At 72.6% G+C, this 16,728-nt stretch carries 11 protein-coding genes; 2 read left to right on the top strand and 9 right to left on the bottom strand.

Annotated elements, in window-relative coordinates; genetic code table 11:
- Positions 1–186 precede the first annotated feature (186 nt).
- The 3 genes from QK440_RS17985 to QK440_RS17995 all read right to left on the bottom strand — a co-directional run bounded on the left by QK440_RS17985 (position 187) and on the right by QK440_RS17995 (position 4,010).
- Entirely contained in the window at positions 187–1,416 is a 1,230-nt protein-coding gene (locus QK440_RS17985; RefSeq protein WP_282794136.1) for a sigma-E factor regulatory protein RseB domain-containing protein, read from the bottom strand.
- A 368-nt stretch (positions 1,417–1,784) separates the two neighbouring features.
- Entirely contained in the window at positions 1,785–2,795 is a 1,011-nt protein-coding gene (locus tag QK440_RS17990) for a polyprenyl synthetase family protein (protein WP_282794137.1), read from the bottom strand.
- A 366-nt stretch (positions 2,796–3,161) separates the two neighbouring features.
- The gene (locus tag QK440_RS17995) at positions 3,162–4,010 is read right to left on the bottom strand and encodes an HAD family hydrolase (RefSeq protein WP_282794138.1); all 849 of its coding nucleotides are present in this window, start codon (positions 4,008–4,010) and stop codon (positions 3,162–3,164) included.
- A 663-nt stretch (positions 4,011–4,673) separates the two neighbouring features.
- On the opposite strand from QK440_RS17995, the gene QK440_RS18000 reads away from it, so the two are divergent.
- Positions 4,674–4,952 (top strand): hypothetical protein, encoded by a 279-nt coding sequence (locus QK440_RS18000; RefSeq protein WP_282794139.1) that lies wholly within the window; start codon positions 4,674–4,676, stop codon positions 4,950–4,952.
- A gap of 48 nt (positions 4,953–5,000) precedes the next feature.
- On the opposite strand, the gene QK440_RS18005 is transcribed toward QK440_RS18000, so the two are convergent.
- Positions 5,001–6,203, bottom strand: a complete 1,203-nt coding sequence (locus QK440_RS18005) for an FAD-dependent oxidoreductase (RefSeq protein ID WP_282794140.1) — start codon at positions 6,201–6,203, stop codon at positions 5,001–5,003.
- Positions 6,204–6,395: 192 nt separating this feature from the next.
- The gene (locus tag QK440_RS18010) at positions 6,396–7,661 is read right to left on the bottom strand and encodes an ATP-grasp domain-containing protein (RefSeq protein ID WP_282794190.1); all 1,266 of its coding nucleotides are present in this window, start codon (positions 7,659–7,661) and stop codon (positions 6,396–6,398) included.
- 199 nt (positions 7,662–7,860) lie between these two features.
- On the opposite strand from QK440_RS18010, the gene fahA reads away from it, so the two are divergent.
- Positions 7,861–9,207: a fumarylacetoacetase gene (gene fahA / locus QK440_RS18015; protein ID WP_282794141.1), complete on the top strand. Its 1,347-nt coding sequence runs from the start codon at positions 7,861–7,863 to the stop codon at positions 9,205–9,207.
- Positions 9,208–9,461: 254 nt separating this feature from the next.
- Here fahA and recQ read toward each other — a convergent pair whose 3' ends face one another.
- The 4 genes from recQ to nuoL all read right to left on the bottom strand — a co-directional run bounded on the left by recQ (position 9,462) and on the right by nuoL (position 16,724).
- Positions 9,462–11,315: a DNA helicase RecQ gene (gene recQ / locus QK440_RS18020; protein ID WP_282794142.1), complete on the bottom strand. Its 1,854-nt coding sequence runs from the start codon at positions 11,313–11,315 to the stop codon at positions 9,462–9,464.
- A 230-nt stretch (positions 11,316–11,545) separates the two neighbouring features.
- A complete protein-coding gene (nuoN, locus tag QK440_RS18025) occupies positions 11,546–13,195 on the bottom strand; it encodes an NADH-quinone oxidoreductase subunit NuoN (RefSeq protein ID WP_282794143.1) in 1,650 nt (549 codons plus the stop codon).
- Positions 13,192–14,763: an NADH-quinone oxidoreductase subunit M gene (locus tag QK440_RS18030; RefSeq protein WP_282794144.1), complete on the bottom strand. Its 1,572-nt coding sequence runs from the start codon at positions 14,761–14,763 to the stop codon at positions 13,192–13,194. The genes nuoN and QK440_RS18030 overlap by 4 nt, the downstream gene beginning before the upstream one ends.
- Positions 14,764–14,768: 5 nt before the next feature.
- Positions 14,769–16,724 (bottom strand): NADH-quinone oxidoreductase subunit L, encoded by a 1,956-nt coding sequence (gene nuoL, locus QK440_RS18035; protein WP_282794145.1) that lies wholly within the window; start codon positions 16,722–16,724, stop codon positions 14,769–14,771.
- Between the last annotated feature and the right edge of the window lie 4 nt (positions 16,725–16,728).

The raw sequence follows: 16,728 nt of genomic DNA on the forward strand, positions 1-16,728 counted from the left end.
CAAGCTTCCGGGCGGCCAGGGCCTGCCCGCCCCGGGCTCGACGGACATGCCGGCGGACGCCCAGCGCTTCCTCGCCCTGTGCTGTCGTGACCCCGTGCTGTCGTGACCCCGTACGTTCGGGGCCCCGTGGATTCGGGGCCCCTACCGCTGTGGGCCCGTGATGCCGTGGGCCCGTGGCGACGTCGGCTAGCGGTCGGACTCGGCCGCCTTGACGAGGGCGTCCTTCGTCACCGCGCCCGCGTACACCGTTCCGTCGTCGGTGACCAGCGCGTTGACCAGGCGGGTCTTGAAGACCGTGCCCGAGCCGAAGGCGCCGTCGACCTTGTCGCCGAGGGAGTCGAGGAAGCGCTGGGCGTCCGCCGGCATGTCCGTCGAGCCCGGGGCGGGCAGGCCCTGGCCGCCCGGCAGCTTGATCTTCGCGACCGACGTCCAGCCCTCGCCGATGACCTCGACGCCGGGCTCCCCGACGTCCTTGCCGTCGCCGCCCCGGTGCTCACCGGGGCCGCTGCCCTCCTCGGTGACCTTCGTACCCTTGGGCGGCGTGAAGTCGAAGGTGTCCGCGGCCGGCCTGCCGAAGTCGACCTTGGTGAAGCCCGCGTCGACGACGGCCGCGCCGCCGCCCGCCGGGGTCAGCGTGAACTTCAGCGGCGTCCCCGTCTTCGCGTCCACCGCGATGGCGATCCGGCCGACCGTGGTGCCGGAGTCCTTGGGCGTGAGCACCAGGCGGTAGGCGTCGCGGCCCGCGACCTTGGCGCTGCCGTCGACCGTCACCGACGTCGTCTTGTCGGCCGCCTCCAGGGCCTGCTCGGCGAACTCCTTGGGCGTCGCCGGGACCTCCTTCGGCAGCTCGCCCTTCTCGCCGCCCCGCGCCTTCCGCCCGGCGTCCTTCGCGTGGTACGCCTCGTTGGACGCGCTGTCGTACGCCCATACGTCGTCGCCGTTGTGGATCACGCTGTACTCGGCGGCGTCGTCCAGGACGGATATCTTCTGCTTCTCCGGGCCGTCCGCCGCGACGCGCAGCGTGTGCGAGCCGGACGCCAGCTCCATCAGCTTGGCGCCGGGGTCGGCGGCCGAGCCCTTGCCGTCACCGTCCTCGCCGTCGCCACCGCCGGAGCCGCCCGGCGCGAAGGCACCGGCGCCGGCGCCGCCGAGCGAGGGCAGACCCAGATCCGTGTTGATCTTCACGGTGCCGGACAGCCGCTCGGTGTCCGACGCGGCGATCTTCTCGATGAGTTCCTGTGCGGTGAGCTTCGGCAGGTCCGGGTCGTCCCCCGAGGCGAGCGCCGGGACCAGCCCGATGGTCGCCGCCGCCACCCCCGCCACCGCGACGGGCACGAGGTAACGCGCCGCCTTGCGCCGGCCGGCGCTCCGCTCCTCGGCCTCGGTGGTGTCCTGCTCCGATTCGTACGGTGCCATTGTGTGCCTTACCTCCGTGGTCGGCGGCGGCTTTCCGATTTCGTACGCGCACTCGTCCACCCCGCGCCGCCATTCTCACCCGAATTGGTCAGGAGTGGTGGTCCGTGCCTGCCTTTCGGCTGCCCCTATCCGACCAAATCAGCCAGCGGGAAGCGTCAGACCCCGGGTGCAACTCCGCGTACTGCTCGGGGATGACACGGAGGGGCCGCACCTCCCCCGTCCCGTAAGGGGAGGCGCCGCCCTGGGGGAGACGACCGGACACCATGGCCCTCCGGGGGCACGGCGGTTGACCGGGGCTCGCGGCGCCCCGACGGGGGCGCGGGGAACCCCGCGAGCAGCCACGCCGGGCCGCGGGCGCGCCGGGTGGCTCACCCGGCCCGGTGCACCACCAGGTCGCAGAGCTCGACGAGGGCGCCCTTGGCCTTGCCCTCCGGCAGCGGGGCCAGCGTGGCGCGCGCCTCCTGCGCGTACCGCACCGTGTCCCGCCGGGCCTGCTCCAGCGCGGGGTGGGCGCGCAGCAGCGTGAGCGCCTCGGCGTGCCGGGCGTCGTCCGTGAGGTCGGAGTCGAGCAGTTCGCTGAGCGCGACGTCCTCCGGGAGGCCGAGCCGCGCCACCCGCTCGCGCAGCCGCAGCACCGGCAGCGTGGGGATGCCCTCGCGCAGGTCGGTCCCCGGCGTCTTCCCTGACTCGGTGGACTCGGAGGCGATGTCGAGGACGTCGTCGGCGAGCTGGAAGGCGACCCCGAGCCGCTCCCCGTACTGGGTCAGGACGTCCACGACCGTCTCGTCCGCGCCGGACATCATCGCGCCGAAGCGGCCCGCCACGGCGATCAGCGAGCCGGTCTTGCCGCCGATGACGTCCAGGTAGTGCTCGACCGGGTCGCGCCCGTCGCGCGGCCCCGCGGTCTCCAGGATCTGCCCGGTGACCAGGCGCTCGAAGGCCTCGGCCTGGATGCGGACGGCCTCGGGGCCGAGGTCGGCCAGGATGTGCGAGGCGCGCGCGAACAGGAAGTCGCCGGTGAGGACGGCCACGGAGTTGCCCCAGCGCTGGTTGGCGCTGGGCACGCCACGGCGCACATCGGCCTCGTCCATCACGTCGTCGTGGTAGAGCGTCGCGAGGTGCGTCAGCTCGACGACCACGGCGGACGGCACGATCCCCGGGGCGTACGGGTCACCGAACTGCGCCGCGAGCATCACCAGGAGTGGCCGAAAACGTTTGCCTCCCGCGCGCACGAGGTGCTGCGCGGCCTCGGTGATGAAGGGCACTTCGCTCTTGGTGGCCTCGAGCAGGCCCTCCTCGACAGCCGCCAATCCTGCCTGGACATCGGCTTCGAGAGCCTGGTCCCGCACGCTCAGCCCGAAGGGCCCGACGACGGTCACGAGGGGTTCTCCTGTCTGCTGACGATCACAAGTCGATCACTCGGTCGATCATTCGTCGATGACACGGTTTGTCGATGTGTCGCTGCCATCACTCAAGTCAGCGTATCCGGTCGCCTTTCGATCACAGCCAGCACCTGCCCGGCCAGCGGGAACCGGCCTGCCCCGACACACAGGAAATGACCGTTTCATCACCCGTCGGGCGAGCTGCCCCACATGTCGATCGTCTCCCGGTCGCTCCGCCGACCGCCCCGCCGGGCCTCCGGTACGGCTTCCCGTACGGCTTCCCGGCACAGGCGGGTGCCGCGGCGCGCCCCAGCAGACCACGCCGAGTGATCCCGCGGCCACACCGCACCGTGCCGAGTGCCCTCACGCGAGCTGCCTCCCACCCACCGATTTCCGGCCATCGGCGGCGCGGAGCATCCGCTCCAGGACGACGGCGATCCCGTCCTCCTCGTTGGAGAGGGTCAATTCGTCCGCCCGCCGCTTCAGTTCGTGGTGGGCGTTGGCCATCGCCACGCCGTGGGCCGCCCACGCGAACATGGGGATGTCGTTCGGCATGTCACCGAAGGCGATCGTGTCGGCCGCGCACAGCCCGAGCCGCTCCGCCGCCAGGGCGAGACCGGTCGCCTTGGTGACGCCGCAGGGCTGGAGCTCCACCGTGCCGGGGCCGGACATCGTCACCGTGGCGAGCGAGCCGACGACGGCCCGGGCGACGCCCGCCAACTCGTCGTCGGCCAGGGTGGGGTGGCGCAGCAGCACCTTGCTGATCGGCTCCTCCCACAGCACGTCCCGGCCGGGCACCCGGACTGCGGGCAGCGTCGGGTGCGGCATCTCGTAGCCGGGCTCGATCAGCGTCAGGCCCTCGACGCCGTCCTGGTCGACCGCGGCGAAGACCTCGCCGACCTCCGCCTCGATCTTCCCGAGCGCCACCTCCGCGAGCTCCCGGTCGAGCGTCACCGACCACACCATGCGGTCGGCCCCGGCGTCGTAGAGCTGCGCGCCTTGGCCGCACACGGCGAGCCCGTCGTAGCCGAGGTCGTCGAAGAGCGGGCGCACGCGGGGCGCGGGGCGGCCGGTGACGACGAGGTGCCGCGCTCCGCCCTCGCTCGCGGCGGCCAGCGCCCGGCGCGAGCGGTCGGAGACCGTGTCGTCGCCGCGGAGCAGCGTTCCGTCCAGGTCGGTGGCGATGAGGGAATACGCGAGGGGAGCGGCCATGATCCGAAGAATACGGATCCGAGCCCGGCCGGTAAGCCGCGTGGCAGGAGCTGTGACGGTTCGGATGCGCCGGGCGCACTCCCGGCAGACACCTGGTGGCGCGCGGGCAACCCCCAGCTCGCGCACGCCGGGGGCGCCAAGGCGCGCCGAGCGTGACCGCCCGCCCCGGGTTCACCGGAACGGGGCGCGCCGCAACGCGACGGCGACGGGACGCCTCCGGGCTCGTCCGGATTTGTCCCCTCCGCGCCCGAAGGCCCGGCTTCCCGGACCCCGGAGGCCGAGCTCGGGCCACCGGGCCCCGCCCGCCCGGGCTTTGCTCCCCGGCGTCCCGCACGACCAGCCTCTCGGTCCCGGCGCCCCGCACGACCAAGCCCTCGCCGCCGCTGCCCCGCACGCCCAGGCCTTGGATTCCGCTGCCCCGCACGACCAAGCCCCCCGATCCCGCCCTCCGATACCCCGGCACGTGGAGCCGCAGCCGCCCGTGGCCGGAACCTCCCGGCGCCCGGCCACGTCACAGAAGTACCGGCGCACCCGGAAACCGGTCACCCGGCACACCTGGTGCACCCGGCACACCTGGTGCACCTGGTGCATCCGGTGCACCAGGCAAGACCAGGGGCGATCCGTGCCGTTCGGTACGCCCCCGAGACGACGACAAGGAACGACATGGCACTCCCGCAGACCCGCAAGCTCGCCCTCGCCACCGCGACCGCCCTCGCGCTGCTCACCGCGGGCCTCGCCTGGCAGGCCTCGGCCGCGGACGGCAGCGGCGGCGGCAGCGGGGACGGGAGCGGACGCCCGGGCTCCGGCGGGAAGGGCACGGTGTCCGACACCGTGAGCGGCGAGCGCGTCGAGCACGCCCCGGGCGCGGCCGGGGACCACTGGACGCCGGAGCGCATGCGCTCCGCCGAGCCCGCCCCCATGCCGGTGCTGCCCGGGACGTGACCGCCCCGGGCCGCGGGCTCCGGGTGCCGTGAGCCGTCGGCGGCCCGCTCAGCCGTGGGCCGCCGCCAGGTGCCGCGCCAGGCGCGGCGAGGCGAACTCCGTGCCGCACACGAACCGCATCAGCGGCCCGTACGACGACCCGGCCAGCATGCCCGTGAAGTACAGCCCCGGCACCGAGGAGGCGTACCCCGCGCCGAGCCGGGGCGTGCCCCGGCTGACCGCCATGCGGGCGCGCAGGCCGTGGCCGAGGAAGCTCAGGGCGGCGAGGTCGACGCGGTAGCCCGTGGCGGCGACAACGTGGTCGGCGACGAGCTCCCGTGTCCGGCCGCCGAGGGTCTCCACGGTCAGGACCGGACGCCCGTCCTCGGTCCGGGCCCGCACGAAGCGCCGCACCTCGTACGCCTCGACCGCGCGGCCGAACCGCTCGCGCAGCCACCAGGCGCCGAGCGGGCCGAGGACGTGGCGGGTGAGGTGGTGGCGGGTGGCCGGCGGCAGGTGGCGGTACAGGTCGGCGTGGTAGCTCAGCGCGTACAGCGACCAGGCGCGGCCGAAGGGGGACTCCGGACGCAGCCGGGGCTGCCGCCACGGGGGCGCGCCGAAGCCGACGGCGCCCCGGCCGCGCGCCACGACCCGGACCCGGGCGCCCGCCTCGGCGGCGAGCACGGCCGTCTCCAGGGCGGACTGGCCCGCGCCGACGACGATCAGGTCGGTGTCCGCGTACCGCGTGAGGTCGTGGTGCTGGGCGCTGTGCGAGAGCGGCCCGGCGGGCGAGGGGCCCTCGGGCACCGCGGCCGCCAGCACGGGCGGGACCCGGGCCAGGCCCGTCAGACCGCTGGCGACCACGACCGCGCGGGCGGTGAACTGCTCCCCCGAGTCCAGCTTCAGCTCGAAGCCGCCCGCCTCACCGCGGTCCACGGACACCACCCCGACCCGCTCCAGGCCGGGCACGAGCCGCTCCTGGAACCACCGGCCGTACGCGACGAACGTCTCGACAGGGACGATGTCCTCGTCCCTGACCAGGCGCGGGATGCCCGCGTCCGCGCAGTAGTCGGCGAGGGTGTGGCCGGGCTGGGGCGCGTCGATGGCCGACGCCGCCGGGGTGGACTTCAGGAGCATGCCCGCGGGCATGTGGGAGCGCCAGCTCACCATGGGGTCGCCGAAGACGCGGACGGGTATGCCGCGGGCCCGCAGGTGGGCCGCGGTGGACAGGCCGTAGGGCCCTGCCCCGATGACTGCCACTGGTTCCTTCACGAAGTCCCTCCCCAGGACATCGCACGCACCGCGGCACGCACGGCGCGCACTGCTGTCTTCCTTCGTGCGGCTTCCTTCGCACGGCTTGCTTCGTACGCCTCGCTTCGTACGGCTTGCTTCGCATGGCTCGCTTCGTGCGGCTTCCTCCGGCGGTTTCCTGCCCGGGGCCCCGCCCCCCGGCTCGCGGGGCGGCTATCCCGCCGGGGCGCCCCGGCGGGATGTCCGCCACAGCTCGTACAGGTGCTTCGCCCCCGGCCGCAGGAAGCGCGCCAGCATCGTGAAGAACGGCTTCATGTCGTCGGCGGCGAGCCACGCCAGCTCCGTGCCGCTCGCGCGGGCGGGAGCGTGCGGGGTCAGATAGCCGCTGCGGCGGTAGGCGACGAGGGCGGGCAGGTCGATGTTCTCCACCACGTAGCGGCGGCCGGCGCGCTGGTCGCCCTCCGGGACCTCGCGGCCGGTGAGGTGCAGGTGCATGGCCCGCACGACGTCGATGCCCGTCTCGCTCTCGAAGAGACGGAACTGGGCGCCCATGCGGGGGTTGAAGTCGAGCAGTTTGTACTTGCCGTCGCGGCGGTCGAAGCGCAGGTCGAGGTCGATGATGCCGGTGAAGCCGATCTCTTTGACGAAACGCGCGGCGAGGTCCGCGAGTTCCGGGTTGTCGACGACGTACGCGTGCGCCGTCATACCGGCGTGCGGCGGCCAGGAACGCACCTTCACCCCGGTGAACAGGGCCAGGGGCGCGGAGTTGCCGTCGAAGTACGCGTGCACGACCCAGTCCTCGGCCTGCTCGCGCGGCAGGTACTCCTGGAGGACCACGCCGGGCCGCTCACCCCAGCTCCGGGCCAGCGCCCGCAGGCCCGGGGCGCTGTTGATGCGCGTCGTGCCGTGCACCGCGGGCTGTTCGCGGCGCTGGAACGCCTCCCTGTTCTTCGCCACCACCGGGAAGCGGGCGGTGGTGGCGAACTCCTCGATGTCGGCCTGGCTGCGCGGGCACGCGGTCACCGGTGAGCTGAGGCCGTACGCCGAGCACAGCTCGTGCAGGCCCTGTTTGCTGGCGACGCGGCGCGGCAGCGCGCTCGCGACGCGCGGGAACAGGAAGCCGCCGAATTCCGTTTCGCCGAGCTCCCGCTGGTGCTCGGCGATCAGTACGGCCGCTTCCTCGTCGGTCGGGATGAGCACCGTCGGTCTGCCGATGCGCCGCCCGATCCGCAGCAGCCCCTCGACCAGATATCCCGGCTCCTCGGCCCCGGTGGTGCGCCAGGGAAAAGCTCCGGTGAGATATCGGGAAACGGCCGCCGGCGTGCGCCGGTCCTCGGTGATGGCGTACATCGGTACGCCGATACGGCCGAGGCTCCGGATCGCCCCGACGCCGCCGTGGTGCAGTGGATAGTCGCCGAACTTCACGATGAGTCCGGGCACTTCGCGGTCGGGCGTCAGCAGCCCGCCGCAGCTCGCCATGGTCAAGGGTCCCCCACCCGTTCCCTCTGCCGCGACCCGGACGCGAGCCGTCCGCGTCGTCCCCCCGAGGAACCTGAGCCGGAATTGACCACTCCATGCGCGCTTTATAGGGACATTGCTAACTCTTTAGGCACTGCCCTAAATCGGTCCTTCCACGTAACGTGTGGGGCACCCGGATTGGAAAGCGAGGCAGGAACGCATGTCCGAGCAGAACCCGCTCGACCTCCCCGAGGGCGACCCCTTCGGCCCGCACAATCTTCCGTACGGCGTCTTCACCCCGGCCGGCTCCACGAGCGGGCCCGGCGCGCCGGCACCCGGTTCCGCTTCCGCCCCGGCGGCCGCGTCCGGGGCCCCGGCCGGAGCGGGGGTCGCGGGCGGAGCCGGGGGCGCGGGCACCGCCGACGGGCGGCGCGTCGGTGTCCGGATCGGGTCGTACGTCCTCGACGCGGGTGCCGCCGCCGCTGCCCTCGGCTCGCCGTACGTGTCCCTGCTCGCCCAGCCCACGCTGAACCCGCTGCTCGCCGCGGGCCGCCGGACGTGGAGCGACGCGCGCCGCGCCCTGACCGCCTGGGTGACGGTGCCCGCCCACCGCGACGTGATCCGCCCGCTGCTGCACCCCCTCTCCGACGTCACGCTGCACCTGCCGTTCGACGTCGCCGACTACGTCGACTTCTACGCCTCCGAGCACCACGCGTCGAACCTGGGCCGGATGTTCCGCCCGGACTCCCCGACGCCGCTCACCCCCAACTGGAAGCACCTGCCCATCGGTTACCACGGCCGCTCCGGCACCGTCGTGGTCTCCGGGACGGACGTGGTGCGCCCCACCGGCCAGCGCAAGACACCCGCCGACACCGCGCCCGTCTTCGGCCCGTCCGTCAAGCTCGACATCGAGGCGGAGGTGGGCTTCGTCGTCGGCAAGCCCTCCACGCCCGGCACCCCGGTGCCGCTCGCGGACTTCCGCGAGCACGTCTTCGGCCTGTGCCTCCTCAACGACTGGTCGGCCCGGGACATCCAGGCCTGGGAGTACGTGCCCCTCGGGCCGTTCCTCGGCAAGTCCTTCGCCACCTCCGTCTCGGCGTGGGTCACTCCGCTGGAGGCCCTGGACGCGGCCCGGGTCGCCCCGCCGGAGCGCACCGAGCCCCTGCTGCCGTACCTGGACGACTCCGCCGAGACCGCCTCCGACGAGCCCGGCGGCTACGACCTGCGCATCACCGTCACCCTCAACGGCGAGGTCGTCTCCAGCCCTCCCTTTTCCACCGTCTACTGGACCGCCGCCCAGCAGCTCGCCCACATGACGGTCAACGGCGCGTCCCTGCGCACCGGCGACCTCTACGGCTCCGGCACCGTCAGCGGGCCCTCCCCCGACCAGTTCGGCTCGCTCATCGAGCTCACCTGGAACGGCCGCGACCCCCTCGAACTGCCCTCGGGCAAGCGGACGTTCCTGGAGGACGGGGACGTGGTCACGCTGTCGGCGTGGGCCCCGGGGCCGGGGGGCACGCGGGTGGGTCTCGGCGAGGTGACGGGCCGGATCGCCTCGGCGCGCTGAGGCGGCGCCGGGCCGGGAGGGGCTTGCCGGGGCCGGGGCCCGCGCGGGGCGCCCCGGGCCCACCCCTCCCCGAACCGGGGGCTGCCACCCCGGGCCCCCGCCCTTCCCGTCTGGGGCTCCGCCCCTCTCCCCCTTGTCGGCGCTCCGCGCCTCGTCCTCAAACGCCGGACGGGCTGAGCTGCCCTCCCTTCGCCGTCGTCGGGTGCCCGCCGGCCGACGACGGCGCGCAGCGGGCGATCCCGGCCCGTCGGATATCAGCCCTGCCCCGCCACCACCTCCAGGACGCCTTCCCCATAGGTCACCAGCTTCTTCTCTCCGACCCCGCTGATGCCGCCGAGCTCCGCGACCGTCGCGGGCCGGGCCACCGCGATCTCGCGGAGCGTGGCGTCGTGGAAGATCACGTAGGCCGGTACGCCCTGCTCCCTGGCCTGCTCCGCACGCCAGGCGCGCAGCGCCTCGAAGAGCGGTGTCGCCTCCTCGGGCAGGTCCGCCGCGGCGGCCACGGCCTTGGCCTTGCGCTCGCCGCGCGGGGTGGACCGCGCCGAGCCCGCCGGCTTCTTCGGCTCCTTGCGCAGCGGCACGTCCCGCTGGCGGCCGAGCACCGCGGCGCTCGCCTCGGTCAGCACCAGCGTGCCGTACTCCCCCTCGACCGCGAGGAGGTCCTGGGCGAGGAGCTGGCGGATCACGCCCCGCCACTCGGGCTCGCCGAGCTCCTCGCCGATGCCGAAGACGGAGAGCTGGTCGTGGTCGAACTGGATCACCTTGGCGGTCTTGCGGCCGAGCAGGATGTCGACGATCTGGCCCGTGCCGAATTTCTGGCCGCGCTCCCGCTTCAGCCGCACCACCGTGGAGAGGACCTTCTGCGCGGCGATCGTGCCGTCCCAGGTCTCCGGGGGCGTCAGGCACGTGTCGCAGTTCCCGCAGGAGGCGTCCGTCGGGTCCTGGCCGAAGTACCGCAGGAGCTGGGCGCGGCGGCACTGGACGGTCTCGCACAGCGCGAGCATCGCGTCCAGATGGGCCGCGGAGCGGCGCCGGAACGCCTCGTCGCCCTCGCTGGACTGGATCAGCTTGCGCTGCTGCACGACGTCCTGGAGGCCGTACGCCATCCAGGCCGTCGAGGGCAGGCCGTCGCGGCCCGCCCGGCCCGTCTCCTGGTAGTACCCCTCCACCGACTTGGGCAGGTCCAGGTGGGCCACGAAGCGGACGTCGGGCTTGTCGATGCCCATGCCGAAGGCGATCGTGGCGACCACGACCAGGCCCTCCTCGCGCAGGAAGCGGGCCTGGTTGCGGGCGCGGGTGCCGGCGTCGAGCCCCGCGTGGTACGGCACGGCCTCGACGCCGTGGGCGGACAGGAACTCGGCGATCTGCTCGACCGACCTGCGGGACAGGCAGTAGACGATGCCCGCGTCGCCGTCGTGCTCCTCCTTCAGGAAGGTGAGGAGCTGCTTCTTCGGGTCGGACTTCGGCACGATCCGGTACTGGATGTTCGGCCGGTCGAAGCTGGCCACGAAGTGCTTGGCGTCCTGCATCGCCAGGCGCTGCGTGATCTCCCGGTGCGTGGCGTCCGTCGCCGTGGCCGTCAGCGCGATCCGGGGGACGTCGGGCCAGCGCTCCCCGAGGACGGACAGCGCCAGGTAGTCGGGCCGGAAGTCGTGGCCCCACTGGGCCACGCAGTGCGCCTCGTCGATCGCGAAGACGGAGATCTCGGCCCGGGAGAGCAGATGGAGCGTGGTGTCCAGGCGCAGCCGCTCCGGCGCCAGGTACAGCACGTCCAGCTCGCCCGCGAGCAGCTCGGCCTCGACCACGCGGCGCTCGTCGAAGTCCTGCGTCGAGTTCATGAAACCGGCCCTGACGCCCAGGGCGCGCAACGCGTCGACCTGGTCCTGCATGAGCGCGATCAGCGGCGAGACGACGACGCCCGTACCGGGTCTGACCAGGGCCGGGATCTGGTAGCACAGCGACTTGCCGCCGCCGGTCGGCATGAGGACGACCGCGTCGCCGCCCGCCACCACGTGCTCGATGATCGCCTCTTGCTCACCCCGGAATGCGTCGTACCCGAACACCCGGTGGAGCGTCCGCAGCGCGTCGCTCTCCACCACCTCTGCCATGCCGACCCCACTGATCCCGCTCATCGCCGTGCCCCCGCCTGTCGCACCTCGACCACTGCCTCCACGATAGGGGTCCGCGCCGACAGGCCGGGAAGTTATCCACAGGCTTCTTCCGGCCGGGGCGGCCGGGCCGGGCCCGCGCGGGCTCCGGCGGCACGCGCAGGGCCCCGGCTCCCCTCGCAAGGGGAGCCGGGGCCCTGTACCGCGTACGGGTGGCGACGGCGCCGGGGTCAGCGGACGAAGACGCCCGCCTGCCCCGCCAGGTCCAGGAAGTACTGGGGCGCCACACCCAGCACCAGCGTCACCGCGACGCCCACCCCGATCGCCGCCGTCGTCAGCGGCGAGGGCACGGCGACCGAGGGGCCGTCCGCCTTCGGCTCGCTGAAGAACATCAGCACGATCACCCGGATGTAGAAGAACGCCGCGATCGCCGACGAGACCACGCCGACCACGACGAGCGGGCCCGCGCCGCCCTCCGCCGCCGCCTTGAACACGGCGAACTTCCCGGTGAACCCGGACGTCAGCGGGATGCCCGCGAAGGCGAGCAGGAACACCGCGAAGACGGCCGCGACCAGCGGCGAGCGGCGGCCGAGCCCCGCCCACTTCGACAGGTGCGTCGCCTCGCCGCCCGCGTCCCGCACCAGCGTCACCACCGCGAAGGCGCCGACGGTCACGAACGAGTACGCGCCCAGGTAGAAGAGCACCGACGAGATGCCGTCCTCCGAGGTGGCGATCACACCGGCGAGGATGAAGCCCGCGTGCGCGATCGACGAGTACGCGAGCAGCCGCTTGATGTCGGTCTGGGTGATCGCGACGATCGCGCCGCCCAGCATCGTGACGATCGCGATGCCCCACATCACCGGCCGCCAGTCCCAGCGCAGGCCCGGCAGCACCACGTACAGCAGGCGCAGCAGCGCGCCGAACGCGGCCACCTTCGTCGCCGCCGCCATGAAGCCCGTGACCGGCGTCGGCGCGCCCTGGTAGACGTCCGGCGTCCACATGTGGAACGGCACCGCGCCGACCTTGAACAGCAGGCCCGTCACGAGCATCGCGGCGCCGATCAGGAGCAGCGCGTCGTTGCCCATGGTGTCCGCGAGCGCCGGGTCGACCGTCTGGACCGTGCCGTCGACGACGTCGGCGATGGTGCCGTACGACACCGAGCCCGCGTAGCCGTACAGGAGCGCGATGCCGAAGAGCGTGAACGCGGACGCGAAGGCGCCGAGCAGGAAGTACTTCACGGCCGCTTCCTGCGACATGAGGCGCTTGCGGCGGGCGAGCGCGCACAGCAGGTAGAGCGGGAGCGAGAAGACCTCCAGGGCGATGAAGAGCGTCAGGAGGTCGTTCGCCGAGGGGAAGACGAGCATGCCGCCGACCGCGAAGAGCACGAGCGGGAACACCTCGGTGGTGGTGAACCCGGCCTTCACGGCGGCCTGTTCGCCCGCGCCGCCGGGCACGGCACCGGCCTGCGCCACGAAGGAGTCGACGCGCTTGCCGTGTGCCGCGGGGTCCAGGCGCCGCTCCGCGAACGTGAAGACCGAGACCAGGGCGACGAGGAGAATGGTGCCCTGCAGGAACAGCGCGGGCCCGTCGACCGCGATGGCGCCCATGGCGGCGACGCGGGCCTTCGTGGTGCCGTAGTCGCCCGCCGCGAGCGCCACGACCGCGGCGAAGGCGGCGGCCAGGGCGACGACCGAGACGAAGAGCTGGGCGTGGTAGCGGGACTTGCGCGGCACGAAGGCTTCGATGAGCACTCCGATGACGGCCGCGCCGATGACGATGAGGGTCGGCGCGAGCTGGCCGTACTCGATCTTCGGCGCGTCGATCTTGTCGACCGGCTCGGCCGCCATTGTCCACAGGCTGTGGACGGCTGTCGCACTCACTTGGCGGCCTCCACCTCGGGCTCGGGGTCTGTCTTCTGTACGTCGGACATGGTGTGCTCGACCGCGGGGTTCACCAGGTCGGCCACGGGCTTCGGGTAGACGCCCAGGCCGATGAGGAGCGCGATCAGCGGGGCCACCACGGCCAGTTCGCGCACCCGCAGGTCGGGCATCTTCGCGAGCTCGGGCTTCACCGGGCCCGTCATCGTCCGCTGGTAGAGCACCAGGGTGTAGAGGGCGGCCAGCACGATGCCGAGCGTCGCGACCACCCCGGCCACCGGGTAGCGCGCGAACGCGCCGACCAGGACCAGGAACTCACTGACGAACGGCGCGAGCCCCGGCAGCGACAGCGTGGCCAGACCGCCGACCAGGAAGGTGCCCGCGAGTACCGGGGCGACCTTCTGCACGCCTCCGTAGTCCGCGATCAGACGCGAGCCGCGGCGCGAGATGAGGAAGCCCGCGACCAGCATCAGGGCGGCCGTCGACAGGCCGTGGTTGACCATGTAGAGCGTCGCGCCGGACTGGCCCTGGGACGTCATCGCGAAGATGCCGAGGACGATGAACCCGAAGTGCGAGATCGACGCGTACGCCACCAGGCGCTTGATGTCGCGCTGGCCCACGGCGAGCAGCGCGCCGTAGACGATGCTGACCAGGGCCAGGACGACGATGACGGGCGTCGCCCACTTCGAGGCCTCCGGGAAGAGCTGGAGACAGAAGCGCAGCATCGCGAACGTGCCGACCTTGTCGACCACGGCCGTGATCAGGACGGCGATCGGCGCCGTGGCCTCCCCCATCGCGTTCGGCAGCCAGGTGTGCAGCGGCCACAGCGGGGCCTTCACCGCGAAGGCGAAGAAGAAGCCGAGGAACAGCAGCCGCTCGGTGTTGGTCGCCATGTCGAGCGAGCCGTCGGCCCGCGCCTGGGCGATCTCCTGGAGCGAGAAGTTCCCGGCGACCACGTAGAGCCCGATCACCGCGGCGAGCATGATCAGCCCGCCGGCCAGGTTGTAGAGCAGGAACTTCACGGCCGCGTACGAGCGCTGCGCGGTGGCGTGCTCGTCGCTGCCCGCGTGGGCGCGGTCCCCGAAGCCGCCGATGAGGAAGTACATCGGGATCAGCATGGCTTCGAAGAAGATGTAGAACAGGAAGACGTCGGTGGCCTCGAAGGAGATGATCACCATCGCCTCGACGGCCAGGATCAGGGCGAAGAAGCCCTGGGTCGGCCGCCACCGCGACGACTTCGTCTCCAGGGGGTCGGCGTCGTGCCAGCCCGCCAGGATGATGAAGGGCATCAGCAGGGCGGTCAGCGCGATCAGGGAGACCGCGATGCCGTCCACGCCCAGTTCGTACCGCACCCCGAAGTCGGCGATCCAGGAGTGCGACTCGGTGAGCTGGTAGCGGTCGCCGTCCGGGTCGAACCGGACGAGCACCGCGACGGCCAGGGCCAGCGTGGCCAGCGAGAAGAGCAGCGCGAGCCACTTGGCGGCCGTGCGCCGGGCGGCCGGGACGGCCGCCGTGGCGATCGCGCCCACCGCGGGCACCACGGCCGTCGCTGTCAGCAGAGGAAAGGACATCGGTATCAGACCGCCCTCATCAGCAGGGTCGCGGCGATGAGGACCGCCGCGCCGCCGAACATCGAGACCGCGTACGAACGGGCGTAGCCGTTCTGGAGCTTGCGCAGGCGTCCGGAGAGCCCGCCGACGGAGGCCGCCGTGCCGTTGACCACGCCGTCGACCAGGGTGTGGTCGACGTACACCAGGGAGCGCGTGAGGTGCTCGCCGCCGCGCACCAGGACCACGTGGTTGAAGTCGTCCTGGAGCAGGTCGCGGCGGGCCGCGCGGGTGAGCAGCGAGCCGCGCGGGGCGACGACCGGCACCGGCCGGCGCCCGTACTGCAACCAGGCCAGGGTCACGCCGACGACCAGGACCACCACGGTGGCGCCGGTGACCGTGGCGGCGCTCAGCGGGGAGTCGCCGTGGTCGTGGTGCGTGACGGGCTCCAGCCAGTGCACGAACCGGTCGCCGAGGCTGAAGAAGCCGCCGGCGAACACCGAGCCGAACGCCAGCAGGATCATCGGGATCGTCATGGACGCCGGGGACTCGTGCGGGTGCGGCTCCGCGTGCCCGCCGTGCCCGCCATGGGTCTCGGCGGCGGGCTCCGCGCTCGGCTCCTCGGGGGAGGCCGTCGCGCGGTGGCGCCACCGCTCCTCGCCGAAGAAGGTCAGCAGCATCACGCGCGTCATGTAGTACGCCGTGATGGCCGCGCCGAGCAGCGCCACCGAGCCGAGGATCCAGCCCTCCGCGCCGCCCTTGGCGAAGGCCGCCTCGATGATCTTGTCCTTGGAGAAGAAGCCGGACAGGCCGGGGAAGCCGATGATGGCCAGATAGCCGAGCCCGAAGGTCACGAACGTCACCGGCATGTACTTCCGCAGGCCGCCGTACTTGCGCATGTCGACCTCGTCGTTCATGCCGTGCATGACCGAACCGGCGCCGAGGAAGAGCCCGGCCTTGAAGAAGCCGTGCGTCACCAGGTGCATGATCGCGAAGACGTAGCCGATCGGGCCGAGGCCCGCGGCCAGGATCATGTAGCCGATCTGGGACATCGTGGACCCGGCGAGGGCCTTCTTGATGTCGTCCTTCGCGCAACCGACGATCGCACCGAAGAGCAGCGTGACCGCGCCGACCACCGTGACCGCGAGCTGCGCGTCCGGCGCGGCGTTGAAGATCTCCCCGGAGCGCACGATCAGGTACACGCCCGCGGTCACCATCGTCGCCGCGTGGATCAGGGCCGAGACCGGGGTCGGGCCCTCCATCGCGTCGCCGAGCCAGGACTGCAGCGGCACCTGCGCGGACTTGCCGCACGCCGCGAGCAGCAGCATCAGGCCGATGGCCGTCAGCTTGCCCTCGCCCGTCTCCTCCGTGGCCCCCAGGACGGGCCCGAAGGCGAACGTCCCGAAGGTGGTGAACATCAGCATGATCGCGATCGACAGGCCCACGTCGCCGACGCGGTTGACCAGGAAGGCCTTCTTCGCCGCGGTGGCCGCGCTGGGCTTGTGCTGCCAGAACCCGATCAGGAGGTACGAGGCGAGGCCGACGCCCTCCCAGCCGACGTACAGGAGCAGGTAGTTGTCGGCGAGGACGAGCAGCAGCATCGCCGCCAGGAACAGGTTCAGATAGCCGAAGAAGCGGCGGCGCCGCTCGTCGTGCTCCATGTACCCGACCGAGTACAGGTGGATCAGCGTGCCGACGCTGGTGATCAGCAGCACGAACGTCATCGACAACTGGTCGAGCTGGAAGGCGACGTCCGCCTGGAAGCCCTCGACCGGGATCCAGCGGAACAGGTGCTGGTGCAGCCCCCGGTCCTCGGCGTCCTTGCCGAGCATGTCGGTGAAGAGCACCACCGCCACGGCGAAGGAGACGGCGGCGAGCAGCGTGCCGAGCCAGTGGCCGACACGGTCGAGCAGGCGCCCGCCGCACAGCAGGACGGCCGCTCCGAGCAGAGGCGCCGCGACGAGCAGCGCAATCAGTTTCTCCACGATT

The organism is Streptomyces sp. CC224B, from assembly GCF_030010595.1.
Classification (GTDB): Bacteria; Actinomycetota; Actinomycetes; order Streptomycetales; family Streptomycetaceae; genus Streptomyces; species Streptomyces longispororuber.

Coding starts and splice junctions, on each gene's coding strand:
- recQ (WP_282794142.1), bottom strand. CDS start 11,315: ATGGCAGAGGTGGTGGAGAGCGACGCGCTGCGGACGCTCCACCGGGTG.
- QK440_RS17985 (WP_282794136.1), bottom strand. CDS start 1,416: ATGGCACCGTACGAATCGGAGCAGGACACCACCGAGGCCGAGGAGCGG.
- QK440_RS17995 (WP_282794138.1), bottom strand. CDS start 4,010: ATGGCCGCTCCCCTCGCGTATTCCCTCATCGCCACCGACCTGGACGGA.
- QK440_RS18030 (WP_282794144.1), bottom strand. CDS start 14,763: ATGTCCTTTCCTCTGCTGACAGCGACGGCCGTGGTGCCCGCGGTGGGC.
- fahA (WP_282794141.1), top strand. CDS start 7,861: ATGTCCGAGCAGAACCCGCTCGACCTCCCCGAGGGCGACCCCTTCGGC.
- QK440_RS18010 (WP_282794190.1), bottom strand. CDS start 7,661: ATGGCGAGCTGCGGCGGGCTGCTGACGCCCGACCGCGAAGTGCCCGGA.
- QK440_RS18000 (WP_282794139.1), top strand. CDS start 4,674: ATGGCACTCCCGCAGACCCGCAAGCTCGCCCTCGCCACCGCGACCGCC.